General features: G+C 71.0%; 18 protein-coding genes and 1 pseudogene. 16 read left to right on the forward strand and 3 right to left on the reverse strand.

The annotated features are described in order from the left end of the window. Window positions 1-175: 175 nt before the first annotated feature. Entirely contained in the window at window positions 176-724 is a 549-nt protein-coding gene (locus ACFVT1_RS38385) for an NADAR family protein (protein WP_389804731.1), read from the reverse strand. A 207-nt stretch (window positions 725-931) separates the two neighbouring features. Here ACFVT1_RS38385 and ACFVT1_RS38390 point away from each other — a divergent pair, with 207 nt between their 5' ends. From ACFVT1_RS38390 to ACFVT1_RS38425, 8 genes are all read left to right on the forward strand, one after another. Continuing rightward, window positions 932-2,446, forward strand: a complete 1,515-nt coding sequence (locus ACFVT1_RS38390; RefSeq protein WP_389804733.1) for a gamma-aminobutyraldehyde dehydrogenase — start codon at window positions 932-934, stop codon at window positions 2,444-2,446. Window positions 2,447-2,488: 42 nt separating this feature from the next. Then, window positions 2,489-3,739, forward strand: coding sequence for a PotD/PotF family extracellular solute-binding protein (locus ACFVT1_RS38395; protein ID WP_389804736.1), 1,251 nt, complete (start codon window positions 2,489-2,491; stop codon window positions 3,737-3,739). A 55-nt stretch (window positions 3,740-3,794) separates the two neighbouring features. After that, window positions 3,795-4,943: an ABC transporter ATP-binding protein gene (locus ACFVT1_RS38400; RefSeq protein ID WP_389804737.1), complete on the forward strand. Its 1,149-nt coding sequence runs from the start codon at window positions 3,795-3,797 to the stop codon at window positions 4,941-4,943. Further along, entirely contained in the window at window positions 4,940-5,866 is a 927-nt protein-coding gene (locus tag ACFVT1_RS38405; protein ID WP_389804740.1) for an ABC transporter permease, read from the forward strand. Before ACFVT1_RS38400 ends, ACFVT1_RS38405 begins: the two co-directional genes overlap by 4 nt. Then, the gene (locus ACFVT1_RS38410) at window positions 5,866-6,666 is read left to right on the forward strand and encodes an ABC transporter permease (protein WP_389804743.1); all 801 of its coding nucleotides are present in this window, start codon (window positions 5,866-5,868) and stop codon (window positions 6,664-6,666) included. Before ACFVT1_RS38405 ends, ACFVT1_RS38410 begins: the two co-directional genes overlap by 1 nt. A 24-nt stretch (window positions 6,667-6,690) precedes the next feature. Beyond that, a complete protein-coding gene (locus ACFVT1_RS38415; protein ID WP_389804746.1) occupies window positions 6,691-8,106 on the forward strand; it encodes an NAD(P)/FAD-dependent oxidoreductase in 1,416 nt (471 codons plus the stop codon). A 136-nt stretch (window positions 8,107-8,242) separates the two neighbouring features. After that, window positions 8,243-8,704, forward strand: a complete 462-nt coding sequence (locus ACFVT1_RS38420; protein WP_389804747.1) for a hypothetical protein — start codon at window positions 8,243-8,245, stop codon at window positions 8,702-8,704. A 172-nt stretch (window positions 8,705-8,876) separates the two neighbouring features. Further along, entirely contained in the window at window positions 8,877-10,694 is a 1,818-nt protein-coding gene (locus ACFVT1_RS38425) for a chitinase (protein WP_389804748.1), read from the forward strand. A gap of 9 nt (window positions 10,695-10,703) precedes the next feature. Here ACFVT1_RS38425 and ACFVT1_RS38430 read toward each other — a convergent pair whose 3' ends face one another. After that, window positions 10,704-11,507, reverse strand: a complete 804-nt coding sequence (locus ACFVT1_RS38430; RefSeq protein WP_389804751.1) for a phosphatase PAP2 family protein — start codon at window positions 11,505-11,507, stop codon at window positions 10,704-10,706. Window positions 11,508-11,655: 148 nt separating this feature from the next. Continuing rightward, window positions 11,656-12,996: a 4-aminobutyrate--2-oxoglutarate transaminase gene (gene gabT, locus ACFVT1_RS38435; protein ID WP_389804754.1), complete on the reverse strand. Its 1,341-nt coding sequence runs from the start codon at window positions 12,994-12,996 to the stop codon at window positions 11,656-11,658. 300 nt (window positions 12,997-13,296) lie between these two features. On the opposite strand from gabT, the gene ACFVT1_RS38440 reads away from it, so the two are divergent. The 8 genes and pseudogenes from ACFVT1_RS38440 to ACFVT1_RS38475 form a co-directional block, all read left to right on the forward strand. Beyond that, the gene (locus ACFVT1_RS38440; RefSeq protein WP_389804757.1) at window positions 13,297-15,690 is read left to right on the forward strand and encodes an ATP/GTP-binding protein; all 2,394 of its coding nucleotides are present in this window, start codon (window positions 13,297-13,299) and stop codon (window positions 15,688-15,690) included. A gap of 124 nt (window positions 15,691-15,814) precedes the next feature. Next, window positions 15,815-17,431 (forward strand): PucR family transcriptional regulator, encoded by a 1,617-nt coding sequence (locus ACFVT1_RS38445; protein WP_389804759.1) that lies wholly within the window; start codon window positions 15,815-15,817, stop codon window positions 17,429-17,431. A 297-nt stretch (window positions 17,432-17,728) separates the two neighbouring features. Then, window positions 17,729-19,174: an aldehyde dehydrogenase family protein gene (locus ACFVT1_RS38450; protein WP_362209038.1), complete on the forward strand. Its 1,446-nt coding sequence runs from the start codon at window positions 17,729-17,731 to the stop codon at window positions 19,172-19,174. Between the two features lie 362 nt (window positions 19,175-19,536). Further along, window positions 19,537-21,483 carry an acyl-CoA dehydrogenase family protein gene (locus ACFVT1_RS38455; protein ID WP_389804762.1) on the forward strand — a complete coding sequence of 649 codons (1,947 nt, stop codon included), beginning with the start codon at window positions 19,537-19,539 and terminating at the stop codon, window positions 21,481-21,483. 81 nt (window positions 21,484-21,564) lie between these two features. Further along, window positions 21,565-21,873 (forward strand): annotated as a pseudogene (locus ACFVT1_RS38460) (3-phosphoshikimate 1-carboxyvinyltransferase); the annotation flags it as partial. Window positions 21,874-22,203: 330 nt separating this feature from the next. Next, on the forward strand, window positions 22,204-23,457 hold the full coding sequence (gene dxr / locus ACFVT1_RS38465) for a 1-deoxy-D-xylulose-5-phosphate reductoisomerase (protein WP_389804778.1): 1,254 nt from the start codon (window positions 22,204-22,206) through the stop codon (window positions 23,455-23,457). Beyond that, window positions 23,454-24,764: a M50 family metallopeptidase gene (locus tag ACFVT1_RS38470; RefSeq protein WP_389804765.1), complete on the forward strand. Its 1,311-nt coding sequence runs from the start codon at window positions 23,454-23,456 to the stop codon at window positions 24,762-24,764. The genes dxr and ACFVT1_RS38470 overlap by 4 nt, the downstream gene beginning before the upstream one ends. Window positions 24,765-24,944: 180 nt before the next feature. After that, window positions 24,945-25,177 (forward strand): flavodoxin-dependent (E)-4-hydroxy-3-methylbut-2-enyl-diphosphate synthase (locus tag ACFVT1_RS38475; protein WP_389804768.1); only part of this gene is annotated, 233 nt, incomplete at its 3' end.

Genomic DNA, 25,177 nt, shown 5'->3' on the forward strand with positions numbered 1-25,177 from the left:
CTAACCCACCCCCGGGGGGGGTCCGCGGTGGGCATTTGGTGGGCCCCCCGCCCCCCGGGGCCCCCGCCCCCCCCACCCCCCCCCCGCCGGGGGGGGGCCGGACTTCTCCGGCCCGCCCGGCCGTCGGGCGTCTACGGGACACCCTTATCGGGTCCTTCGTTTGGATCAGGCCGCCTCAGGACCCGCGCAGCTCCGCCCGCGCGTCCATCAGCGCGAACCCCAGCAGATTCAGCCCCCGCCAGGTCGCCGGATTCTCCGCCCGCGGGTCGTCCGCGGCCAGTCCGATGCCCCAGATCCGGTCCATGGGGCTGGCCTCGACCAGGATCCGGTCCCCGGTGTTCAGCAGGAATTCCCGCAGCTGAGGGTGGTGGCGGAACTTGTGGACGCTGCCGGCCACCACCAGCGCGTACCGCTCGCGCACCCACACCGCCTCGTCGAACCCGCGGACCAGCCGGCCCGCCTTCTTCGCCTGGGCCGGACTCTTCGCCGACACCGCCCGGACCTCCGCGTCCGTGTCGCCGAACAGCCGCGCCTTCGCGGCCATCATCCAGTGCTCGGCCGACGCGTAGGTCACGCCGTCGACCGTGAAGGGCGACGGCCACCACTGGCTGAGACAGCTCGCACCGATGCGGCCGTCGGGCCGGGGGCGGTGCCCCCAGAAGTGCAGGTACTTCACTTTCTCGCCGCGCGCGGACCGCGCCAGGAGGTCGTCCATGTGTTCCATGACACGCGAGTCTGGCATCCGCCACTGACACTCCGTACGGGGATTTCCGCACTGACGCGACACATGGTCGAAGGATTCCGTCGCGTAACCAAAAGGCAACAACGGAATCACTTGTTGGGGTCGATCCCCTCTGTCAGGATCGGCACTCAAATCGAGCAGAGACTACGCCGCTCCCGTATTCCCGGGAACGTGGCGGAGGAGAGCGTCATGGGCAACGGCATCCAGGTGCGGGACCGCTTCGCGGACGGCGCACAGTACATCGGCGGAAAGCTGCGGTCCGGTACATCGGGACGTCACCACGAGGTGGTGAATCCGGCCACGGGCGAGACCGTCCACCGCTACGAACTGGCGGGCACCGCCGACGTCGACGCGGCTGTCGCCGCCGCACGCGAGGCGTTCCCCGGCTGGTCGGGGGCGACTCCGGCCGAGCGGGCCGAGGCGATGCACCGCTTCGCCGCCGTCCTCGCCGAGCAGGCCGACGACTTCGCGTACGTCGAGTCCCTCCAGTGCGGAAAGCCGATCAAGCTCTCCACCGAGTTCGACGTGCCCGGCACCGTCGACAACACCTCCTTCTTCGCGGGTGCCGCCCGCCATCTGGAGGGCAAGTCGGCGGCCGAGTACGACGGCGACCACACCTCCTACGTACGCCGGGAGGCGATCGGCGTCGTCGGCTCCATCGCGCCCTGGAACTACCCGCTCCAGATGGCCGCCTGGAAGATCCTCCCGGCCGTCGCCGCGGGCAACACGATCGTGCTCAAGCCCGCCGAGATCACCCCGCTGACCTCGTTGATGTTCGCCCAGGCGGCCACGGAGGCGGGCATCCCGGACGGTGTGATCAACATTGTCACCGGCGCGGGCAAGGACGCCGGCGAGCACCTCGTCGGCCACCCGGACGTCGTCATGACCTCCTTCACCGGCTCCACCGCCGTCGGCAAGCGGGTCGCGGAGATCGCCACCTCCACCGTCAAGCGCCTCCACCTCGAACTCGGCGGCAAGGCACCCTTCGTCGTCTTCGACGACGCCGACCTCGAAGCCGCGGTCCACGGCGCGGTCGCCGGAGCGCTCATCAACACCGGCCAGGACTGCACCGCCGCCACCCGCGCCTACGTCCAGCGCCCCCTCTACGACGCCTTCGTGCAGGGCGTCGCCGAACTCATGGAAACCGTCCGGCTCGGCGACCCCTTCGACCCGGCGACCGACCTCGGCCCGCTGATCAGCCATGCCCAGCGGGACCGGGTCGCCGGATTCGTCGAGCGCGCCCGCGCGTACGCCACCGTGGTCACCGGGGGCGAGGCGCCCGGCGGCGAACTGGCGGCCGGGGCCTACTACCGGCCGACCCTGGTCGCCGGTGCCGCCCAGGACAGCGAGATCGTCCAGTCGGAGATCTTCGGCCCGGTCCTCGTCGTGCTGCCCTTCGACACCGACGACGAGGGCATCCGCCTCGCCAACGACACCCCGTACGGGCTCGCCGCCTCCGCCTGGAGCCGCGACCTGTACCGGGCGAACCGCGCCACCCGCGAGATCAAGGCGGGCTGCGTCTGGGTCAACGACCACATTCCGATCATCAGCGAGATGCCGCACGGCGGATACAAGGCCAGCGGCTTCGGCAAGGACATGTCCTCGTACTCCTTCGAGGAGTACACGCAGGTCAAGCACGTCATGTACGACAACACCGCGGTCGCCCGCAAGGACTGGCACCGCACGATCTTCGGGGACCGATAACCCGGCCGCCCCCGGCCACACACACCCGAAAGGGCAACGCGCATGGAGCAGTACGAGCCCGAGCGCCTCTCCGCGGCCCAGCTGGCCGCGATGCGACGCAGTCTGACCAGCGGCCGGGGCGCCCTGACCCGCCGTTCGCTACTCCGCGCCTCCGGCCTGGGGGCGCTCGCGATCGGCGGGCTGGGGACGCTGAGCGCATGCGGCATCCCGCCGGCGAAGCGGGAAGGGGATGCCGCGGCGGCCTCGGACGACCACTCGGCCCAGGAGAAGCAGGTCAACTTCTCCAACTGGACCGAGTACATGGACGTCACCGACGACGGCAAGCACCGGCCGACGCTGGAGGCGTTCACGAAGCGCACCGGGATCAAGGTCAAGTACACCGAGGACATCAACGACAACGTCGAGTTCTTCGGCAAGATCAAGCCGCAGCTCGCGGCCGGCCAGGACACCGGCCGCGACCTCATCTGCGTCACCGACTGGCTGGCCGCCCGCATCGTTCGCCTCGGCTGGGCGCAGAAGCTCGACCCGTCGCATCTGCCGCACGCCTACGCCAACCTCTCGGCCCAGTTCCGCACCCCGGACTGGGACCCGGGCCGCGCCCACTCGTACCCGTGGGCGGGCATCCCCGCCGTCATCGCCTACAACTCCAAGGCGACCGGCGGCCGCAAGGTCGATTCCGTCAGCCAGCTGCTCGACGACCCGAAGCTCAAGGGGCGGGTCAGTTTCCTCTCGGAGATGCGCGACACCGTCGGTATGACCCTGCTGGACATGGGCAAGAACCCCGGCACCTTCACCGACGCCGACTACGATGCCGCGATCGGACGGCTCCAGAAGGGCGTCGACAGGAACCAGATCCGGCGCTTCACCGGCAACGACTACACCGCCGACCTCGACAAGGGCGACATCGCCGCCTGCGTCGCCTGGGCCGGCGACATCATCCAGCTCCAGGCCGGAAACCCGGACATCAAGTACGCCATCCCGGCCGCCGGCTACCTCATTTCCAGCGACAACCTGCTCGTCCCGGTGAAGGCGCGGCACAAGACCAACGCCGAGAAGCTCATCGACCACTACTACGAGCCGGCGGTCGCCGCCGAACTCGCCGCGTACATCAACTTCGTCTGTCCGGTCGACGGAGTCCGCGACGAGCTGGCCAAGATCGACCAGGCGATGGCCGACAACGTCCTGATCCTTCCGGACGAGGAGATGGCGGCCCGGTCGCACGCCTTCCGCTCCCTGACGCCCGAGGAAGAAACGGCGTACGAGGAGAAGTTCGCCAAGCTCATCGGCGCCTGACCGCCGCGCGTTCCCCTTCCCCGATCTCCCCCTGACACCACTGGGACTTCGATCCATGACACAGCAGCAGACAGGCGGCGATGTCCGCCTCACCGGGATCAGCAAGACGTACGGCTCCTTCGCCGCCGTCAAGCCGCTCGACCTGACCGTCCCGCAGGGCTCGTTCTTCGCGCTGCTCGGCGCGTCCGGCTGCGGCAAGACCACCACCCTGCGGATGATCGCGGGGCTGGAGGAGGCGACCACCGGCACCGTCTTCCTCGGCGGCCGCGACATCACCGACCTGCCCCCGTACAAGCGGCCCGTCAACACGGTCTTCCAGAGCTACGCGCTCTTCCCGCACCTCGACATCTCCGAGAACGTCGCCTTCGGTCTGCGCCGGCGCGGCATCAAGTCGGTGAAGAAGCAGGTCGACGAGATGCTGGAGCTCGTCCAGCTCGGCGACTTCGCCAAGCGCAAACCGCACCAGCTCTCCGGCGGCCAGCAGCAGCGCGTCGCCGTCGCCCGCGCCCTGATCAACCACCCGCAGGTGCTTCTCCTCGACGAGCCGCTCGGCGCCCTCGACCTCAAGCTGCGCCGCCAGATGCAGCTGGAGCTCAAGCGCATCCAGACCGAGGTCGGCATCACCTTCATCCACGTCACCCACGACCAGGAGGAGGCCATGACCATGGCCGACACCGTCGCGGTGATGAACGGGGGCCGGGTCGAACAGCTCGGCGCCCCCGCCGATCTGTACGAGAACCCGAAGACGACCTTCGTCGCCAACTTCCTCGGCACCTCCAACCTCATCGAGGGCGAGATCGTCTCCGCGGGCACCGACGTCGTCGTCGCGGCCGGCGACGGGAAGCTGCGGCTGCCCGCCGACCGATGTACGGCCCCGACCGTGAACGGCGGCAAGCTGCTGCTCGGCGTACGCCCGGAGAAGATCTCGCTCGCGCACGCCGACGACGCGGACGCGATAGCCGACGGCCGCAACCGGGCCACCGGACGGATCGTCGACTCCAGCTTCATCGGAGTGTCCACGCAGTACGTGGTGGAGAGCCCGGCGGGCAAGGCCCTCCAGGTCTACGAGCAGAACATCGAGCGCGACGGCCGGCTCGTCCCCGGTGCCGAGGTCGTGCTGCACTGGAACCCGGCGCACACCTTCGGTCTGGACGCGACGCAAGACATCGACGCCGGTGTGGAGACGGTGGAGGACGCGGCGTGACCGTCACCGAGGCGCCGCCCACCGCGCCCACCGCCGAACCGCAGGTACGCAAGGCCTCCGCCCGCAAGCGCCTCGTCCCCTACTGGCTGCTGCTCCCCGGCATTCTGTGGCTCGTCGTCTTCTTCGCGCTGCCGCTGGTCTACCAGGCGTCGACCTCCGTACAGACCGGCTCCCTGGAGAAGGGCTTCGAGGTCACCTGGCACTTCCAGACGTACTGGGACGCGCTGACGGACTACTACCCGCAGTTCATCCGGTCCCTGCTGTACGCGGGCACCGCCACGATCCTGTGCCTGCTGCTCGGCTACCCGCTCGCGTACCTCATCGCCTTCAAGGCCGGCCGCTGGCGCAACGTCGTCCTCGTGCTGGTCATCGCGCCCTTCTTCACCAGCTTCCTGATCCGTACGCTCGCCTGGAAGACGATCCTCGCGGACGGCGGCGCGGTCGTCGACGTACTGAACACACTGCACGTCCTGGACGTCACCAGCTGGCTCGGCTGGACCGAGTCGAACCGGGTGCTGGCCACGCCGATGGCGGTGGTCTGCGGTCTCACGTACAACTTCCTGCCGTTCATGATCCTGCCGCTCTACACCTCGCTGGAGCGGATCGACGGCAGGCTGCACGAGGCGGCCGGCGACCTGTACGCCACCCCCGCCACCACCTTCCGCAAGGTGACCTTCCCGCTCTCCATGCCGGGTGTCGTCTCCGGAACGCTGCTGACCTTCATCCCGGCCAGCGGTGACTACGTCAACGCGGAACTGCTGGGCTCCACCGACACCAAGATGGTCGGCAGCGTCATCCAGACCCAGTTCCTGCGCGTCCTCGACTATCCGACGGCGGCCGCGCTCTCCTTCATCCTCATGGCGGTCGTCCTGATCATGGTCACCGTCTACATCCGCCGCTCCGGGACGGAGGACCTGGTCTGATGCCCGTACTGCGCTGGATCCGCCGGAATCTGATCGTCATCGCGGGTCTGCTGACCCTCGCCTACCTGATCCTTCCGAACATCGTCGTGATGGTGTTCTCGTTCAACAAGCCGAAGGGGCGCTTCAACTACGCCTGGCAGCACTTCTCCCTGGACGCCTGGAAGGACCCCTGCGGCGTCGCCGACATGTGCGGCTCGCTCTCCCTGTCCCTGCAGATCGCCACCTGGGCCACCGTCGGCGCGACCGTCCTCGGCACGATGATCTCCTTCGCGCTGGTCCGCTACCGTTTCCGGGCGCGCGGCGCGATCAGCTCACTGATCTTCCTGCCGATGGCGATGCCCGAGGTCGTCATGGCCGCCTCGCTGCTCACGCTCTTCCTCAACATGGGGGCGCAGCTCGGCTTCTGGACGATCCTCATCGCGCACATCATGTTCTGCCTGAGCTTCGTCGTGACCGCGGTCAAGGCCCGTGTGATGTCGATGGACCCGCGACTGGAGGAGGCGGCCCGCGATCTGTACGCGGGGCCCGTGCAGACCTTCCTGCGCGTGACGCTGCCGATCGCCGCCCCCGGAATCGCGGCGGGAGCGCTGCTCGCCTTCGCGCTCTCCTTCGACGATTTCATCATCACCAATTTCAACGCGGGCTCCACCGTGACCTTCCCCATGTTCGTCTGGGGTTCGGCACAGCGCGGCACGCCCGTGCAGATCAACGTCATCGGTACGGCGATGTTCGTCATCGCGGTGCTGGTGGTTGTCGTCGGCCAGCTCATCGCGAACCGGCGGAAGAACACCGCACGATAGAAAGCCCCGAAGGAGTTGGAAACCATGGCCCCAGCCGCCATGCGTACTGCTGCACAATCACTCTCCGACGCCAAGCCGGTCTCGTTCTGGCTGGACGACCCGGGCAGGCCCGACGCGCTGCCCGCGCTCACCGGTGACGAACACTGCGATCTCCTCGTCGTCGGCGGCGGATACAGCGGACTGTGGACCGCGCTGATCGCCAAGGAACGCGATCCGGAGCGGGACGTCGTCCTGATCGAGGGGCACGAGGTGGGCTGGGCCGCCTCGGGCCGCAACGGCGGATTCTGCGCCGCCTCCCTCACCCATGGCCTGCCCAACGGCCTGGAGCGCTGGCCGGACGAGATCAAGAAGCTGGAGGAGCTGGGCGAGCGGAACCTCGACGCCATCGAGGCCGCCGTCGCCCGCTATTCCATCGACTGCGAATTCGAGCGCACCGGCGAAATCGACGTCGCCACCGAACCCCACCAGCTCGAAGAGCTTCACGAATGGCACCAGGAGGCCGAAAAGCTCGGATTCACCGGGCTGGAATTCCTGGACCGGGACGCGCTGCGCGCCGAGGTCGACTCGCCCACGTTCCTCGGCGGACTCTGGGACCGGCGCGGGGTCGCCATGCTGCACCCCGCCAAGCTGGCCTGGGGACTGAAGCGGGCCTGCATCGGCCTGGGGGTCCGGGTGTACGAGCACACCCGAGGACTCGAACTGGCCAGGACCAGCGCCGGAATGGCGGTCCGCACGCCGTACGGAAGGGTCTTCGCGCGCCGCGTCGCCCTCGGTACGAACATCTTCCCGTCCCTGGTCAAGCGGGTCCGCCCGTACACCGTGCCGGTCTACGACTACGCGCTGATGACGGAACCCCTCACCGCCGACCAGCTCGCCTCCATCGGCTGGAAGAACCGGCAGGGGCTGGGCGACAGCGCCAACCAGTTCCACTACTTCCGGATGTCGGCCGACCACCGGATCCTGTGGGGCGGCTATGACGCGATCTATCCCTACGGCGGCCGGCTGAGCGCCGATCTCGACCAGCGCCCGGAGACCTTCCTCAAGCTCGCGGGGCAGTTCTTCGACTGTTTCCCGCAATTGGCCGGAATCCGGTTCAGCCACGCCTGGGGCGGGGCGATCGACACCTGTTCCCGCTTTTCCGCATTCTTCGGTACGGCCCATCAGGGCCGGGTCGCCTATGCCGCCGGATATACCGGACTCGGCGTCGGAGCGACCCGTTTCGGGGCCGATGTGATGCTCGATCTGCTGGCGGGCGAACGGAATGAAAGGACCGCTCTGGAAATGGTCCGCAAGAAGCCGATGCCGTTCCCGCCGGAGCCCTTCGCCTGGGGCGGGATCGAACTCACCAAGAGGTCCCTGGCCAGGGCGGACAGCAACGGCGGGCACCGCAATCTGTGGCTGCGGACGATGGACCGGCTGGGGCTCGGTTTCGACAGTTGAGCGCGGTCCGGCGCGACGTGACCCAGTTCACTGCCCATTGGTGGCCCGAAGTCGCGTCATGGTTCGGCGCCACCCCTCTCTCCCGTGTGGACACACCGGCAACGCATGGCCGGTGCACACGGAATGGAGGCCGGTCATGGCTGGCGCGGGGGCCAAAGCAGCAGTCGAGTGGCTCGTATCGGTGGCGCCGGATCCGGACGCCTGCCGGTGGGAATGGGAGCGCAATCCCGAGGGGATCGCGCTCCTGCCCGCCGGCCGGCGCTGGGACGTACTGATTCTTCCGGGTGAGCTGGGCTGTCCGGCGCTCGATGTGCTCACCCGGCTCATCGACCGGCCCGGACCGGTCCTCTCCGATTCCGGCGATGCCCGCACGGGTTTCTTCGTGCCGCCGGGCACCGCCGGCCGCTGGCTCGGCACCGGCGTACGGGGGGCGGGGCAGGGGACCTGGATCGTCGTGCCGCACCCGGGGCGGGAGGCCCTGGGCGGGATGCACTGGCTGATCCCGCCGGACGGCTCGGGAACGCTCGTCGACGCGGCGCTTCTGGAGCTCGCGATGCATGAGGCGGCCGCCGGGAGGGCCGGGAGCGGCGGGAACTGACGGGGAGCGGAGCGGGCCGGCCGGGGGAACGAGGGACGCGGACGGCCGCACACCGGAGCAGCCCGGGTGCGGCCGCCGCCGCGCAGGAGTGCTGCCAGAGGTCTTGACAACCTGATTGGTCTGGACCATGTTGTGGCCGCCGCACTCAATTCCCCCATGCACGGAGGCCGTTGTGGAACGCACGGGACCCCCCGCCCGATTGACCGGACTTCTGGCCGCCTTCTCGGCGGCCCTGCTCGCCGCCGGTGGTCTCGCCGCCGCCCCGTCCGCCGCCGCGGCCGACTCCGATCTGGCGCGCAACGGCGGCTTCGAGGCCGGACTGGACGGCTGGAGCTGTACCGCCGGCAGCGGAGCCGCCGTCAGCACCCCTGTCCACACCGGCATTTCGGCGCTGAAGGCGACACCCGCGGGCGGCGACAACGCCAGATGCTCCCAGTCCGTGACGGTCGAGCCGGACTCCACGTACACGCTGAGCGCCTGGGTGCAGGGCAGTTACGTCTACCTCGGCGCGGACGGCACGGGCACGACCGACGTGTCCACCTGGACCCAGTCGGCGGCCGACTGGAAGCAGCTCACCACCACCTTCAGGACCGGGCCCGCCACCACCTCGGTGACCGTCTACACCCACGGCTGGTACGGCACCCCCGCCTACTACGCCGACGACCTCACCCTGATCGGCCCCGGCGGCGACCCGGTCGCGCTCCCGGCCACCCCCACCGGACTGAAGGCCGGCACGGCCACCGCCTCCTCGGTCGACCTCACCTGGACCGGCTCCTCGGGCGCCACCGGCTACAACGTCTACCGGGGCGGCGCGAAGGTCCTCTCGGTCACCGGCACCTCCGCCACCGTGACGGGCCTGGCCGCGTCGACCGCGTACAGCTTCCAGGTCGCCGCGACCAACTCCGCCGGTGAGTCCGCCAGGTCCGCCGCCGTCTCCGCCACCACCACGGCGGGCGGCGGAGGCGGCGGCTCCCTGCCCGCCCACGCGCTCGTCGGCTATCTGCACTCCAGCTTCGCCAACGGCTCCGGCTACACGCGGATGGCGGACGTACCCGACTCCTGGGACGTCATCGACCTGGCCTTCGGCGAGCCGACCTCGGTCACCTCCGGCGACATCCGCTTCTCGCTCTGCCCGGTCACCGAGTGCCCGAACGTCGAGTCGGCGGCCGAGTTCAAGGCGGCCATCAAGGCCAAGCGGGCCGCGGGGAAGAAGGTGCTGATCTCCATCGGCGGTCAGAACGGCCAGGTGCAGCTCGCCACCACCGCCGCCCGTGACACCTTCGTCTCCTCGGTCAGCAAGATCATCGACGAGTACGGTCTGGACGGCCTCGACATCGACTTCGAGGGCCACTCGCTCTCGCTGAACACCGGGGACACCGACTTCCGCAACCCCACCACCCCGGTCATCGTCAACCTGATCTCCGCGGTGAAGACCCTCAAGGCCAAGTACGGCGACACGTTCGTCCTCACCATGGCCCCCGAGACCTTCTTCGTGCAGCTCGGCCACCAGTACTACGGCTCGGGCCCCTGGGGCGGCCAGGACCCCCGCGCCGGTGCCTACCTCCCGGTCATCCACGCGCTGCGCGACGACCTGACCCTGCTGCACGTCCAGGACTACAACTCGGGCTCGGTCATGGGCCTGGACAACCAGTACCACTCGATGGGCGGCGCGGACTTCCACATCGCCATGACCGACATGCTGCTCGCCGGCTTCCCGGTGGCGGGCGACCAGACCAAGGTCTTCCCGGGGCTCCGACCCGACCAGGTCTCCATCGGCCTGCCCGCCTCCACCCAGGCAGGCAACGGTTACACCTCGCCCGCCGAGGTCACCAAGGCGCTGAACTGCCTGACGAAGAAGACCGACTGCGGCTCGTACGCCACGCACGGCACGTGGCCGGGGCTGCGCGGACTGATGACGTGGTCGATCAACTGGGACCGCTTCAACAACGGGGAGTTCTCCAAGAACTTCGACGCCTATTTCGGCAGCTGACGCCTGCGGCTACGGCCGGCGGAACCGGTGCCCGGTCCGGCGGCCGAGCCCCAGGGGAAGAAGCAGCAGCCCGCACAGGAACCAACTGCCCAGCACGTCCAGCGGCCAGTGGTAGCCGCGCAGCACCAGACCGATGCCCGTCGCCGTGGTCAGCAGGACAGCGGCGACGGGCATCATCCACGCCCGCCCCGTGTACGGCGCGGTCAGCAGCGCCGCCGCCCCGTACGCCACCGCGGCCGTCGCCGCGTGGCCGGACGGGTAGTAGCCGATGGCGTCGGTCAGCGGTCCGGGCCGGGCGATCCAGTCCTTCAGCGGGACGACGAGGAGGGGCACCGCCGCCATGGTGAGCGCCGCGTACAGCGGCTCCCGGCGTGCGCCGCGCACCAGTGCCCGGACGATCGCGCAGCCCAGCACGGGAAGCGCGATCTGCAGGGTGCCGAGATCGGCGAGGAATTCGGTCAGGGGAGCGGGGCCGTGTCCGACGACGGCCCGCGCGGTCCGCTCGTCCGCCCCGCGCAGCGGGCCGCCGGCCGCGACCTGCCAGGTGGTGAGCGCGAAGAGCGCCAGGAGGCAGGACGCCGCGGAAACGAGAAGAGCCGGCCGCCCGGGAACAGGGGGGGTGGTTCCGGGGCGGCCGGTCGGACCGGTTTGCCGCGCGCCCCGGGGGGTTTGGGGCGGGCGGCCATCCGATCGGTGAGGAGTTCCGGAGCCAGAGGCTCCAGTGGTGTGCGCGAAGGCACGGCCAGGACGGTGCTGGGGAAGCTCCGGCCCGGCGTCGCCGGCAGTCCCCTGCGGGCGGGGTGTTTCTCTCATCTGCGGAAACCGTACGTCAGCGGACGGGGGACCGACAGACGGAAACAGATCCCGCCATCGGCCCCCCACACCTTCTTCACAGGCCCTCACGCGGGCCCTGCATCCCCGGCGGAAACGCCGTCCGTCACCGCCGGGGGATTCGCACAGATCAGATCTGGCCGAAAGCCTGCTCGATGACGCCGAGGGCCTCGTTCAGCAGGTCCTCGCCGATCACCAGCGGCGGGAGGAAGCGCAGGACGTTGCCGTAGGTGCCGCAGGTGAGGACCAGCACGCCCTCCGCGTGGCAGGCCTTGGCGAGCTTCGCGGCGGCCTCCGGGTGGGGGTCCTTCGTGCCGGACTTCACCAGCTCGATCGCGATCATCGCGCCGCGGCCGCGGATGTCACCGATGACATCGCCGTTCGGCAGCTTCGCCTGCATCTCGGCGAGGCGGCCCTTCATGACCTCCTCGATGCGCTTCGCCTTCCCGTTCAGGTCCAGCTCGCGCATCGTCTCGATGGCGCCGAGCGCACCCGCGCAGGCCACCGGGTTTCCGCCGTAGGTGCCACCGAGGCCACCGGCGTGGGCGGCGTCCATGATCTCGGCGCGGCCGGTCACGGCGGAGAGCGGAAGCCCGCCCGCGATGCCCTTGGCGGTGGTGATCAGGTCGGGGACGATGCCCTCGTCCTCGCAGGCGAACCACTGGCCGGTACGGCAGAAGCCGGACTGGATCTCGTCCGCGACGAAGACGATGCCGTTGTCCTTGGCGAACTGGGCGATCGCCGGGAGGAAGCCCTTGGCCGGCTCGATGAAGCCGCCCTCACCGAGCACCGGCTCGATGATGATCGCGGCGACGTTGTCCGCCCCGATCTGCTTGGTGATCTGGTCGATGGCCTGGGCGGACGCCTCCGCACCGGCGTTCTCGGCACCGGTCGGCCAGCGGTAGCCGTACGCCACCGGCACCCGGTAGACCTCGGGCGCGAACGGGCCGAAGCCCTGCTTGTACGGCATGTTCTTCGCGGTCAGCGCCATCGTGAGGTTGGTGCGGCCGTGGTAGCCGTGGTCGAAGACGACGACCGCGGTGCGCTTGGTGTAGGCGCGGGCGATCTTCACCGCGTTCTCGACGGCCTCGGCCCCCGAGTTGAACAGCGCGGACTTCTTCGCGTGGTCACCCGGCGTCAGCTCGGCGAGCTGCTCGCAGACCTCGACGTACCCCTCGTACGGCGTGACCATGAAACAGGTGTGGGTGAAGTCGGCGAGCTGCGCGGACGCGCGGCGCACGACGGCCTCGGCGGAGGCGCCGACCGACGTCACGGCGATACCGGAACCGAGGTCGATCAGACGGTTGCCGTCCACGTCCTCGATGATCCCGCCACCGGCGCGGGCGGTGAACACCGGCAGGGTGGAGCCCACACCTGCGGCCACCGTCGCGAGCCGGCGGGCCTGCAGCTCCACCGACTTCGGGCCGGGAATGGCAGTGACGACGCGGCGCTCCTGCGGAATTGCGGTCATGAGGGGCTCCTGTGGGGTGTTTCGGACGCTTCTCTTCCTGCAGGCTATGGGCGGGCCCGGGGGTGTGGCATGTTCCGTTCGGGAGTGGTGGCCGGACGCCGTTGTCCGCCACGGACATAGCGAGGGGTGCGGGGCCGGGCCGCGGCGGCGCGCGGACGGGTCCGGGGGCTCCCGGGGCACGGGCGGAGACTTCCCGCCGGACCGCGTCCGACGGGGTGGCCCGGGGCACTAGATTGATGACTTCGGGCGCGTGCGCCCGGAGTTACCGGTCGGCGCTGGTCAGGGGACGAGGGACAGCACATGGACACCGAGGGCACGTACGACTCACGCGGTACCCGCTCGGGTCCACCGGTGCCGCGTCCGGCGGATCCGCCGCCTCCCGAACTGCCGCCGAGGCCGGGATACGCCCCCGCCACGGGCCCCTCCCTGGGGGACTGGCTCCGCACCCCGAGGCCCGCCGCGGAACCCGGTGTCTGGCGGCTCGGCCATGCCCCCCGGCCCGCCGAGGAGAAGGAGCGCACCCCGGACCGCACGCTGGTGAGCGGCGCGGTGATCTCGCTGCTGGCCTGCGTCCTCGTCTGGTCGCTCTGGCGCAACAACTACATCCCGTACTGGCGGGTCCCGCTGAAGCTGTTCACCCCCGGCGACTGGTGGGGGCCCTTCGGCGACGCACCGCAGACCCGGGGCGCGGTCCGCGCCCTCGACATCTACCGGCTGCTGATCATCGGGGGCCTCGTCTACGGATTCGGCCGACTGGGCAACTGGCCGGCCGCCTTCGAGCGCTGCGTCGCCGCCCGGGGCGCAGCGGCACGGGCGGTCGGTGCGGCGGTCGGCGCGCTGCTGGTCTGGACCCTCGTCTGGAACGGGACCGTGCCGGGGATGGTACTGGCCTTCGGCCTGGTTCCCGGCTCCTGGCTGGGCCCCGACCAGCCGATGTCCCCGGTGATCAGCTACGGGTTGTACACCTTGCTGACCCTGGTGATCGTGTGGCCGTTCGCCAGGCTGGGTCGCTGGGCCGAGGCATGGCGCCGCAACCGGTCCCCGCAGCCGGCACCCGGCCGGGACACCCGCGACACGGCGAAACCGGAGATGCCCGCCGGTGCGGACGCCGTCGTCGAGGGCGGCGAGGACGACCCGGCCGAATGGCCCGACCTGCGCGCCGCCGGACAGCACCAGGCCGCCGCCAAACTCGCCGGGGAGACCAGGTCCGGGCGGATGAACGACGTCGACTACGCCCGCATCCGCCGTGCCTGGACGTCCGTACGCGCCGACCACTCCCGCCTCTCCGCCTTCACCGACACCGTGCTCCGCGACGGCTCCGCCGCCTGCACCCACCCCTCGGGCGCGCGTGACCTCCCGGTCCGCGCCGCCCGGCACGATCTGCTGGTCCAGCAGGTCAGGCTCGGCACCGTCGAGGACGGCGAGCGCAACCCGTACGCCCGTCGGGGCAGCGGCATCGCCCTCGACCCCGGGCTGCTGGGCACGTCCCTGCTCGCCGTCGGACCGCCCGGAGCGGGCAAGAGCCGGGCTCTGATCCGGCCCGTCGTCGAATCCCTCGCTCTGCAGGCGCTCGCCGGACAGGCCGCCGTCGTCGCCGTGTGCGCCGCCGGTACCCAGCTCGGCGGCGACCAGGGATTCGACGTCGTCATCAAGATCGGCGACCCGTCCTCGGTGCACGACCTCGACCTGTACGGCGGCACCACCGACCCCGACGAGGCCGCGACCGTTCTCGCCGACGGCCTCGTCGGTGACCTCCCCGAGGTGGACAGCCGGCGCGCCGCCACGGCCCTCGCCCAGCTCCTCGGCCCCTTCCGGGCCGCCCACGGCCGCTTCCCCTCCGTACCGGAACTGCGCGAACTCCTGGACGGCGTACCCGAGGCACTCACCGCGCTGCGGAAGGTGCTCCACGCGGCGGGGCACCCCGGAATGCGGCGCGAACTCGACGGCCGCGCCCGCCAGGCCGGGGCGCCCGGCGACCCGGGCCCGGCGCTCGCCGACCGGGTGGCACTGCTCGACCGGCCCGCCTTCACCGAGTTCTTCGACACCACGGGCAGGACCCGCTCCTTCTCGCCGCGCGCACTGGAGCACCCGCTCCGGGTCCGGATCGACCTGCCCGAACGCGGCCACGCCGAGGCCTCCCGGGTGCTGGCCCGTCTGGTCCTCGCCCAGTTCACCGCCGGCGCCGCCGCCCGTGCCGACCGCTCCCTCTTCGCCTGCCTGGTCCTCGACGACGCGACCCGCACCCTCACCCCCGACACCGTCCGCGGAGTCCAGCGGCTGCGCTCCGCGCACGCCGGCGCCGTACTCACCCTGCGCACCCTCGACGACGTGCCCGAGCAGTTGCACACGGCGCTGCTCGGCGCGGTCGGCTGCCGGATGGCGTTCTCCGGGATCACCACGTGGGACGGGAAGAAGTTCGCCGAGGCCTGGGGAACGGAGTGGGTCGAGACCCGCGACGTCACCCAGCGCACCGTCTTCGCCGACCAGCCGATGACCCGCGCCATCCACGCCTTCCGCAAGCTGGTCACCGGCAAGGCCGTCACCACGGACGCGGTGACCGTGCGGCAGGTCGAGCGGGAGCGCTGGTCGGCCTCCGAACTGGCCCACCGGGTGCCGGCCGGACACGCGGTGCTGTCCCTGACGACCGTACGGGGGGAGCACGCGCCGCCGCTGCTGGTGGACCTGAGCGGCTGAGCGGTACGGGGGCGGGGTCCGGGGCGTGAGAGCGGCTACCCCGGACCCTGCCGCCCTGGCAGAATCGAGGGGAGCCGTTCATACGGGACGGCGAAAATCGACTCCCTGAGGTCCCACGGTCCCCATGCCCCCCACTCTCGCCTCGCTCGTCCAGCATTCGGCGCTCAAACTCACGGTGCGCGCGGGGGCGGACCGGCTCGACGCGCCCGTCCGCTGGGCGCATGCCAGCGAGCTGACCGACCCCGTCCCCTACATGGAGGGCGGCGAACTCCTGCTCGTCACCGCCACCAACCTCGACGCCGAGAATCCCGAGGCGATGCGGCGCTACGTGCGGCGGCTGGCCGGAGCCGGAGTCGTCGGACTGGGCTTCGCCGTCGGCGTCCACTACGACGACGTACCGCAGGCCCTGGTCGACGCCGCCGAGGAAGCCGGACTGCCGCTCCTCGAAGTGCCGCGTCGCACCCCGTTCCTGGCCATCGCCAAGGCCGTGTCGTCGGCGATCGCCGCCGATCAGTACCGGGCCGTGACCGCGGGGTTCGAGGCCCAGCGGGAGCTGACGAAGGCCGCACTCTCGGGCGACGGCCCCGGTGAGCTCCTCACCCGGCTCGCGGCCCATGTCGACGGCTGGGCCGCGCTGTACGACGCCTCCGGCGCGGTCGTCGCCGCGGCCCCCGACTGGGCCGCCCGCCGCGCCGCCCGGCTCACCCCCGATGTGGAACGGCTGCGGGAGCGGCTCGCCCCGGCCAGCATGGTCGTCGGCGGCACCGAGGACCGGGTCGAGCTCCAGTCCCTGGGCACCGGCCGCCGGGTCCGCGGCGCACTCGCCGTCGGCACGGGTGCGGCACCCGGCACCGCCGAGCGGTACGCCATGCACTCGGCGGTCGCCCTGCTGACCCTGACCACGGCCCGCTCCCGGTCCCTCCAGGGCGCGGAGCAACGGCTGGGCGCGGCGGTGCTGCGCATGCTGCTCGCCGGCCAGCCGGACCACGCGCGGGCCGTCGCCGGGGATCTGTACGGGGGGCTGCTCGACGCCCCGTTCCGGCTGCTCATCGCCGAGGCGTCCGCCCCCGCGACACCGGCGGCGCTGGGCGAGGCGATGGAGGCGGCGGCCTTCCGGACCGGCGAGGCGCTGCTGGCCGTGCCCGAGGGCGAACGGCTCGTCGTCCTGGCCGCGGACGGCGGAGCCGCGGTCGCCGCCTGCACGGCGTTCGCGGAGGCGCAGGAGGCCCATGCGGAACGGCCCCCGCGCGAACCGGCGGCGACGGAGGAGGGCCGGGTGGTCGTGGGCCTCTCCGCACCGGCGGGCCCCATCGCCGTCTCCGCCGCGTACAAGCAGGCCGAACAGGCCCTGTCGGTGGCCCGCCGCCGGGGCAGGGCGCTGGTCGAGCACGAGGAACTGGCGACCGGCTCGGTGCTGCCGCTCCTCGCGGACGACGCCGTACGGGCCTTCGCCGACGGGATGCTCCGCGCCCTGCACGAGCACGACGCCAAGGGCCGCGGCGACCTGGTCGCCTCACTGCGGGCCTGGCTCTCCCACCACGGCCAGTGGGACGCGGCGGCGGCCGACCTGGGCGTGCACCGCCACACCCTGCGCTACCGGATGCGCCGGGTGGAGGAGATCCTGGGCCGCTCCCTGGACGATCCGGATGTCCGGATGGAGCTGTGGCTGGCCCTGAAGGCGACGAGCTCTCCGACGACGCCCCAGGGACAGACGCCCCAGGGACAGACGCCCCAGGGATAGCGGCGCCCGCAGGGCCGGGCACTCGCCGTCGCCGCCGTACCCGCCGCCGCAGGACCGGACGCCTTCCCCCGGAGGCGAGATGGGAGACGGCGTGGCAGCTGCCGCCGGAAGGCCGTGCGGTCCCGGTCGCCGCCCGGCGCCGCACCCCTGCCGGAAGGCGCCGCACCCCCGTCGGCGCATCCGACAAACCGGAGTGTCCCCGCCGGGTTCTGCTCCATGCCGGACAAACGCCAAGACGGCCGTGCGGCTCTACGGTGGGGGCACCACACCCCACGTCTTCGAAGGGCCGGAACCTCCATGACCTCCACCCACGCCTTCTGGCTCGCCGGCCGCCAGGCCACCGGCGAGGACAGCTTCGACGTCACCAACCCCTGGGACGGCCGTCTCGTCGGCACCGTCAGCGTGCCGACCGACGCCCAGATCGAGGAGGCCGTCGCGGCCGCGCACGCCGTGCGCGAGGAGTTCGCCGCGACCCCGGCCCACGTCCGGGCCGCCGCGCTCGACCACGTCGTACGGCGCCTGGTGGAGCGCACCGAGGAGATCGCCCAGCTGATCTCCGCCGAGAACGGCAAGCCCATCAAGTGGGCCCGCGGCGAGGTCGGCCGTGCCGTCTCCGTGTTCCGGTTCGCCTCCGAGGAGGCCCGCCGCTTCAACGGCGGCGACGCCCAGCGCCTCGACACCGACGCGGGCGGCACCGGCCGGCTCGGCCTGACCCGGCGCTTCCCGCGCGGCACGGTCCTCGGTATCGCGCCCTTCAACTTCCCGCTGAACCTGAGCGCCCACAAGGTGGCCCCGGCCATCGCCGTCGGTGCCCCGATCATCCTGAAGCCCGCCCCGGCCACCCCGATCTCGTCGCTGATCCTGGGCGAGCTGCTGGCCGAGACCGACCTGCCGGCCGGTTCGTGGTCCGTGCTGACGGTCCCCAACGACCGGATGCCGGCCCTGGTGCAGGACGAGCGCCTGCCGGTCATCTCCTTCACCGGTTCCGGCCCCGTCGGCTACTCGATCCTGGAGTCCGTGCCGCGCAAGCACTGCACCCTGGAGCTCGGCGGCAACGGCGCGGCGGTCGTCCTCGGCGACTACGCCTCCGACGAGGACCTGGACTGGGCCGCGAACCGTATCGCGACCTTCTCCAACTACCAGGGCGGCCAGTCCTGCATCTCGGTGCAGCGCGTCATCGCGGACGCCTCGGTCTACGACCGGCTCGTCCCGAAGATCGTCGCGGCCGTCGAGGCCCAGGTCACCGGCGACCCGTCCGACGCCGCCACCGACGTCGGCCCGCTGGTCAGCGAGGACGCCGCCAAGCGCGTCGAGTCCTGGGTCGACGAGGCCGTACAGGCCGGTGCCCAGCTCCTCACCGGTGGCAAGCGGGACGGCGCCACCTACGCGCCGACCGTGCTCGCCGAGCTCCCGGACGGCGTCACCCTCTCCGGCGAGGAGGTCTTCGGACCGGTGCTGTCCGTGCAGAAGGTGGACGGCGAGGCCGAGGCGTTCGCAGCGGTCAACTCCTCCAAGTACGGCCTCCAGGCAGGCGTGTTCACGCACGACCTGCAGACCGCCTTCCGCGCCCACCGCGCCCTTGAGGTCGGCGGCGTGATCATCGGCGACGTCCCGTCCTACCGCGCGGACCAGATGCCCTACGGCGGCGCCAAGCAGTCCGGCGTCGGCCGCGAGGGCGTCCGCTACGCCATGGACGACTACACCTACGAGCGCGTGCTGGTCCTCACCGGCCTCGCCCTCTGATCCGCGCGGATCCATGTAGTCCACGAACCGGATCGAAACGATCCACCAGCGCCGCCTGCGATCCGCCTGGACAGCACGAAGCAGGCGGCAGGGAGACGGCTGGAGCCCACTGTGCGGGGGCTCCAGCCGTTCCTGCTTTCCCCGCCCCGCGCACGCCCCGCGCACGGTCCGGCCGCCGTGTCACCGCGGGGCTGTCCAGTGGAGTGGCTCCCGACCCGATCGGCGTCCGGGAGATGGTGGGAGTGCCGGGAATCGGGTACATCAGGACACGTAGCACCGGTTGGTACGGCTCGGCGGCGCCATGCGCTCCGCGCGGACCGGCCGCGTCCGCCCACCCCACAACGCGGCGAGGTGAGCTCCTCATGTCCGCACCATCCGCACCGAAGAACACGCCCAAGGTCACCGAGCGTGAAGCGCGTCAAGTGGCCGAGGCCGCGCGCGAACAGGACTGGCACAAGCCCAGTTTCGCGAAGGAACTCTTCCTTGGGCGCTTCCGTCTCGACCTGATCCATCCGCATCCGCTGCCGCCCGCGGACGACGTCCGGCGCGGCGAGGCGTTCCTCGCCCGGCTGCGCGACTTCTGCGAGACCAGGATCGACAGCGCCCTGATCGAGCGTGAGGCCAGGATCCCCGACGAGGTGATCAACGGCCTCAAGGAGCTCGGCGCGCTCGGGATGAAGATCGAGCCGAAGTACGGCGGCCTCGGTCTGACCCAGGTCTACTACAACAAGGCCCTCTCCCTCGTCGGCTCCGCCAGCCCCGCGATCGGTGCGCTGCTCTCCGCCCACCAGTCCATCGGCGTACCGCAGCCGCTGAAGCTCTTCGGCAGCCAGGAGCAGAAGGACGCCTTCCTGCCCCGGCTGGCCGCCACCGCCATCTCGGCGTTCCTGCTCACCGAACCGGACGTCGGCTCCGACCCGGCCCGGCTCGCCACCTCGGCGGTCCCCGAGGGATCGGACTACATCCTCGACGGCGTGAAGCTGTGGACCACCAACGGGGTCGTCGCCGACCTGCTCGTCGTGATGGCCCGGGTCCCGAAGTCGGACGGCCACAAGGGCGGCATCACGGCGTTCGTCGTCGAGGCGGACTCCCCGGGCATCACCGTCGAGAACCGCAACGCCTTCATGGGCCTGCGCGGCATCGAGAACGGCGTCACCCGCTTCCACCGGGTCCGGGTCCCGGCCGCGAACCGCATCGGCCCCGAAGGGGCAGGGCTCAAGATCGCCCTCACCACGCTCAACACGGGACGGCTCTCGCTGCCCGCCATGTGCGTCGGCGCCGGGAAATGGTGCCTGAAGATCGCCCGTGAGTGGTCGGCGGTGCGCGAGCAGTGGGGCAGGCCGGTCGCCCGGCACGAGGCCGTCGGTGCCAAGATCTCCTTCATCGCCGCCACCACCTTCGCGCTCGAAGCGGTGGTCGACCTCTCCTCCCAGATGGCCGACGAGAACCGCAACGACATCCGGATCGAAGCGGCACTCGCCAAGCTGTACGGCTCCGAGATGGGCTGTCTGATGGCCGACGAGCTGGTCCAGATCCGGGGCGGCCGGGGCTTCGAGACGGCGGCGTCCCTCGCCGCCCGCGGCGAACGGGCCGTCCCCGCCGAACAGCTCCTGCGCGATCTGCGGATCAACCGGATCTTCGAGGGCTCCACCGAGATCATGCACCTGCTGATCGCCCGTGAGGCCGTCGACGCCCACCTGAAGGTCGCCGGGGACATCATCGACCCCGACAAACCCCTCTCCGCCAAGGCGAAAGCGGGCGTGAACGCGGCCGGCTTCTACGCCCGCTGGCTCCCCAAGCTCGCCGCGGGTCCGGGACAACTCCCGTGTACGTACGGGGAGTTCCACCCCTCCGGTCATCCGGATCTGTCCGCCCATCTGCGCTACGTCGAACGCTCCGCCCGCAAACTGGCCCGCTCCACCTTCTACGCCATGTCGCGCTGGCAGGGCCGGATGGAGACCAAGCAGGGCTTCCTCGGCCGGATCGTCGACATCGGCGCGGAGCTCTTCGCGATGAGCGCCGCCTGCGTCCGCGCCGAACTGCTGCGCTCCTGCGACGACCACGGCCGCGAGGCCTACCAGCTCGCCGACGCGTTCTGCCGCCAGTCGCGTGTCCGGGTCGAGGAACTCTTCACCCGTCTGTGGTCCAACACCGACGACCTGGACCGGCGTGTGGTCGACGGCGTCCTGTCCGGTACGTACACCTGGCTGGAGGACGGCATCGTCGATCCGAGCGGCGACGGTCCGTGGATCGCCGACGCCACCCCGGGCGCCTCCGTCCGGGACGACGTCCACCGGCCCGTTCGCTGACCCGCGGGCCCACCGGGCGGGCGGGCGTCCACGCGTCGGCCGCCTGCCCGTCCGGGCGGGGTACAGCAGGATGACGACCCCGTGACCGTCATCCACATCCCCGGCTCGAAGTCCGTCACCGCGCGCCCTGTTCCTCGCCGCCGCCGCGAACGGCACCAGCACCCTCGTACGGCCCCTGCGCACGGACGGCACCGAGGGCTTCGCCGAGGGGCTCGCACGCCTCGGCTACCGGGTCGGGCAGGAAGCGGACCGCCGGCACATCGAGGGCCGCCCCGGGGCCCCGCCGTCACCGACGCCGACGTCCACTGCCGAGACGGCGCCACCACGGCCAGGTTCCTGCCGGCCCTCGCCGCGGCCGCCCCCTTCGCCTCGGGCCCCGTGCGCATCGAGGACCGGTCTGCGGGTACCGGGCATCACCTTCGACGACCCCGGCTGCGTACGGAAGACGTTCCCCGGATTCCACGAGTCCTTCGCGGAGTTCGCCGAACCCACGAGCCGCCAGGTGTCTTGACCCGCAGCGTTGTCCACGCGGCTGGTCGGGGGCCGCCTCCGAGTGCGGCGCAGCAGCGGTGGCGGTTGCAGATGTGCGGGAAGTCTGCCGGGGCCGCGGTGCGCGGCCACCGCGGGCTCGCCGTCGGAAGCGGCCGGCCCCGGGCCGGATCCGCCGGCGACCGGGACGCACTGTCCACACCCACAGCCGATGCGGCCACAATGGGGGGCATGAGCGACAGCCCTGCCCCCCTCGCCGACCCGCACCTCGTCTTCGACGCCGCGGAAGGCCGCCGGGATCTCGTCATCCTCGGCTCCACCGGTTCCATCGGCACCCAGGCCATAGACCTGGTGCTGCGCAACCCCGACCGCTTCCGCGTCACCGGCCTCTCCGCCGCGGGCGGACGGGTCGCCCTCCTCGCCGAGCAGGCGCGGCAGCTGCGGGTGCGCACCGTGGCCGTCGCCGCACCGGACGCCGTACCGGCCCTCCGGGAGGCCCTGCGCGCGCAGTACGGGACGGGCGAGCCGCTCCCCGAGATCCTGGCCGGGCCCGAAGCCGCCACCCAGCTCGCCGCCGGCGAGTGCCACACCGTGCTCAACGGAATCACCGGCTCGATCGGTCTCGCCCCCACGCTCGCCGCGCTCAAGGCGGGCCGCACGCTCGCCCTGGCCAACAAGGAGTCGCTGATCGTCGGCGGCCCGCTGGTGAAGGCGCTGGCCGAGCCGGGCCAGATCATCCCGGTCGACTCCGAGCACGCCGCCCTCTTCCAGGCACTCGCCGCGGGCACCCGCGCCGACGTACGCAGGCTCGTCGTCACCGCGTCCGGCGGCCCCTTCCGGGGACGCACCAGGAGCGAGCTCGTGGACGTCACCCGGGAGGAGGCCCTCGCGCACCCCACCTGGGCCATGGGACCGGTCATCACGATCAACTCCGCCACCCTGGTCAACAAGGGACTGGAGGTCATCGAGGCGCATCTCCTCTACGACATCCCGTTCGACCGGATCGAGGTCGTGGTCCACCCCCAGTCGTACGTCCACTCCATGGTCGAGTTCACCGACGGCTCCACCCTCGCCCAGGCCACACCCCCGGACATGAGAGGCCCGATCGCCATCGGTCTCGGCTGGCCCCAGCGCGTGCCGGACGCCGCCCCCGCCTTCGACTGGTCGAAGGCGTCCACCTGGGAGTTCCTCCCTCTCGACGACGAGGCCTTCCCGTCCGTGGGACTGGCCCGGCACGTCGGTACGCTCGGCGCCACGGCCCCGGCCGTGTTCAACGCCGCGAACGAGGAATGCGTCGACGCTTTTCTGGCGGGACAGCTGCCGTTCAACGGAATCATGGATACGGTCACGGCGGTGGTGGCCGAACACGGCACCCCCGCCACGGGAACTTCGCTCACGGTCGCAGACGTCCTCGAAGCGGAGACCTGGGCACGCGCCCGGGCCCGTGAACTCTCGGCGAAAGCGACAGCGGAGGCGCGCGCATGAGTATTTCGACGGTCCTGTTGACGATTCTGGGCATCGTCGTCTTCGTCATCGGGCTGCTGTTCTCGATCGCCTGGCACGAACTGGGGCATCTGTCGACCGCGAAGCTCTTCGGCATCCGCGTCCCCCAGTACATGGTCGGCTTCGGGCCGACGATCTGGTCGCGGAAGAAGGGCGACACCGAGTACGGGATCAAGGCCATCCCGGCCGGCGGCTACATCCGCATGATCGGCATGTTCCCGCCGGGACCGGACGGGCGCCTGGAGGCGCGGTCCACATCGCCGTGGCGCGGCATGATCGAGGACGCCAGGTCCGCGGCCTTCGAAGAGATCGAACCCGGTGACGAGAAGCGCCTCTTCTACACACGCAAGCCGTGGAAGCGCGTCATCGTGATGTTCGCCGGACCGTTCATGAACCTGGTCCTCGCCGTCGCGATCTTCCTCGGTGTGGCGATGTCCTTCGGGTTCCAGACCCAGACGACCGAGGTCGCGGGCGTCCAGAAGTGCGTGATCCCGCAGAGCGAGAACCGCGACGCCTGCAAGAAGTCCGACGCGGTCTCGCCCGCGCAGGCGGCGGGACTCGAGAAGGGCGACAGGATCGTCGCCTTCGACGGCCAGAAGGTCGACGACTGGGCCACGCTCTCCGACAGGATCCGCGACACCACCGGTCCCGCCACCCTCACCGTCCGGCGCGACGGCCAGGAGAAGACCCTCCACGCCGTGCTGAAGGAGAACGCGGTGGCGAAGAAGGACTCCAACGGCAACGTGGTCGAGGGCGAGTACGTGAAGGCCGGCTACCTCGGCTTCGCCGCTCAGACCGAGATCGTGCCGCTCTCCTTCGGCGACTCGGTCGTCCGCATGGGAGACATGATCGAGAACGGTGTCGACTCGATCATCGCCCTCCCGTCCAAGATCCCCGACCTGTGGGACGCCGCCTTCGGCGACGGCCCGCGAGCGGCCGACTCCCCGGTGGGCGTCGTCGGCGCGGCGAGGATCGGCGGCGAGGTGATGGCGCTGGACGTACCGGCGCAGAACCAGATCGCGATGATGCTGTTCCTGCTGGCAGGCTTCAACCTCTCGCTGTTCCTCTTCAACATGCTGCCCCTGCTCCCGCTCGACGGCGGACACATCGCCGGAGCGCTCTGGGAGGCGCTGCGCCGCAATGTGGCGCGGGTCTTCAAGCGCCCCGACCCGGGCCCCTTCGACGTGGCCAAGCTGATGCCGGTCGCGTATGTCGTCGCGGGCGTCTTCATCTGCTTCACCCTGCTGGTGCTGGTGGCCGACATCGTCAATCCGGTCAAGATCTCCTGATCTCCGGCAGGTCCGGCGCACGGAGGGTGACCGACCGGAGCACAGCGCGTGTCCGGGGCGGCGCCTGCGCGCGGCACTCCCGCGTGCGGTGTGCTCGGGGCCGCCGCCGGTGCCGTAACCTCGAAACCCGGAGCCCGCCGATCTCGGGACCTTGATCCACACCTTGGGGATGCTCAGCGCATGACTGCGATTTCTCTCGGAATTCCGTCCGTTCCGACCAAGCTCGCCGACCGGCGGGTCAGCCGCAAGATCCAGGTCGGGTCGGTTGCGGTGGGCGGGGATGCGCCGGTGTCGGTGCAGTCGATGACGACGACGCGGACGTCGGACGTCGGTGCGACGTTGCAGCAGATCGCGGAGCTGACGGCGTCGGGCTGTCAGATCGTGCGGGTGGCGTGTCCGACGCAGGACGATGC

Origin of the sequence: Streptomyces sp. NPDC057963 (genome assembly GCF_042887155.1) — a bacterium.
Lineage (GTDB): Bacteria > Actinomycetota > Actinomycetes > Streptomycetales > Streptomycetaceae > Streptomyces.

What these genes read in the sequence shown, in the direction of transcription:
- ACFVT1_RS38400 (WP_389804737.1), top strand. Translation starts at nt 3,795, where the DNA reads ATGACACAGCAGCAGACAGGCGGCGATGTCCGCCTCACCGGGATCAGC.
- ACFVT1_RS38430 (WP_389804751.1), bottom strand. Translation starts at nt 11,507, where the DNA reads ATGAGAGAAACACCCCGCCCGCAGGGGACTGCCGGCGACGCCGGGCCG.
- ACFVT1_RS38450 (WP_362209038.1), top strand. Translation starts at nt 17,729, where the DNA reads ATGACCTCCACCCACGCCTTCTGGCTCGCCGGCCGCCAGGCCACCGGC.
- ACFVT1_RS38440 (WP_389804757.1), top strand. Translation starts at nt 13,297, where the DNA reads ATGGACACCGAGGGCACGTACGACTCACGCGGTACCCGCTCGGGTCCA.
- ACFVT1_RS38395 (WP_389804736.1), top strand. Translation starts at nt 2,489, where the DNA reads ATGGAGCAGTACGAGCCCGAGCGCCTCTCCGCGGCCCAGCTGGCCGCG.
- ACFVT1_RS38390 (WP_389804733.1), top strand. Translation starts at nt 932, where the DNA reads ATGGGCAACGGCATCCAGGTGCGGGACCGCTTCGCGGACGGCGCACAG.
- ACFVT1_RS38445 (WP_389804759.1), top strand. Translation starts at nt 15,815, where the DNA reads ATGCCCCCCACTCTCGCCTCGCTCGTCCAGCATTCGGCGCTCAAACTC.
- gabT (WP_389804754.1), bottom strand. Translation starts at nt 12,996, where the DNA reads ATGACCGCAATTCCGCAGGAGCGCCGCGTCGTCACTGCCATTCCCGGC.
- ACFVT1_RS38420 (WP_389804747.1), top strand. Translation starts at nt 8,243, where the DNA reads ATGGCTGGCGCGGGGGCCAAAGCAGCAGTCGAGTGGCTCGTATCGGTG.
- ACFVT1_RS38410 (WP_389804743.1), top strand. Translation starts at nt 5,866, where the DNA reads ATGCCCGTACTGCGCTGGATCCGCCGGAATCTGATCGTCATCGCGGGT.
- dxr (WP_389804778.1), top strand. Translation starts at nt 22,204, where the DNA reads ATGAGCGACAGCCCTGCCCCCCTCGCCGACCCGCACCTCGTCTTCGAC.
- ACFVT1_RS38385 (WP_389804731.1), bottom strand. Translation starts at nt 724, where the DNA reads ATGGAACACATGGACGACCTCCTGGCGCGGTCCGCGCGCGGCGAGAAA.
- ACFVT1_RS38470 (WP_389804765.1), top strand. Translation starts at nt 23,454, where the DNA reads ATGAGTATTTCGACGGTCCTGTTGACGATTCTGGGCATCGTCGTCTTC.
- ACFVT1_RS38455 (WP_389804762.1), top strand. Translation starts at nt 19,537, where the DNA reads ATGTCCGCACCATCCGCACCGAAGAACACGCCCAAGGTCACCGAGCGT.
- ACFVT1_RS38415 (WP_389804746.1), top strand. Translation starts at nt 6,691, where the DNA reads ATGGCCCCAGCCGCCATGCGTACTGCTGCACAATCACTCTCCGACGCC.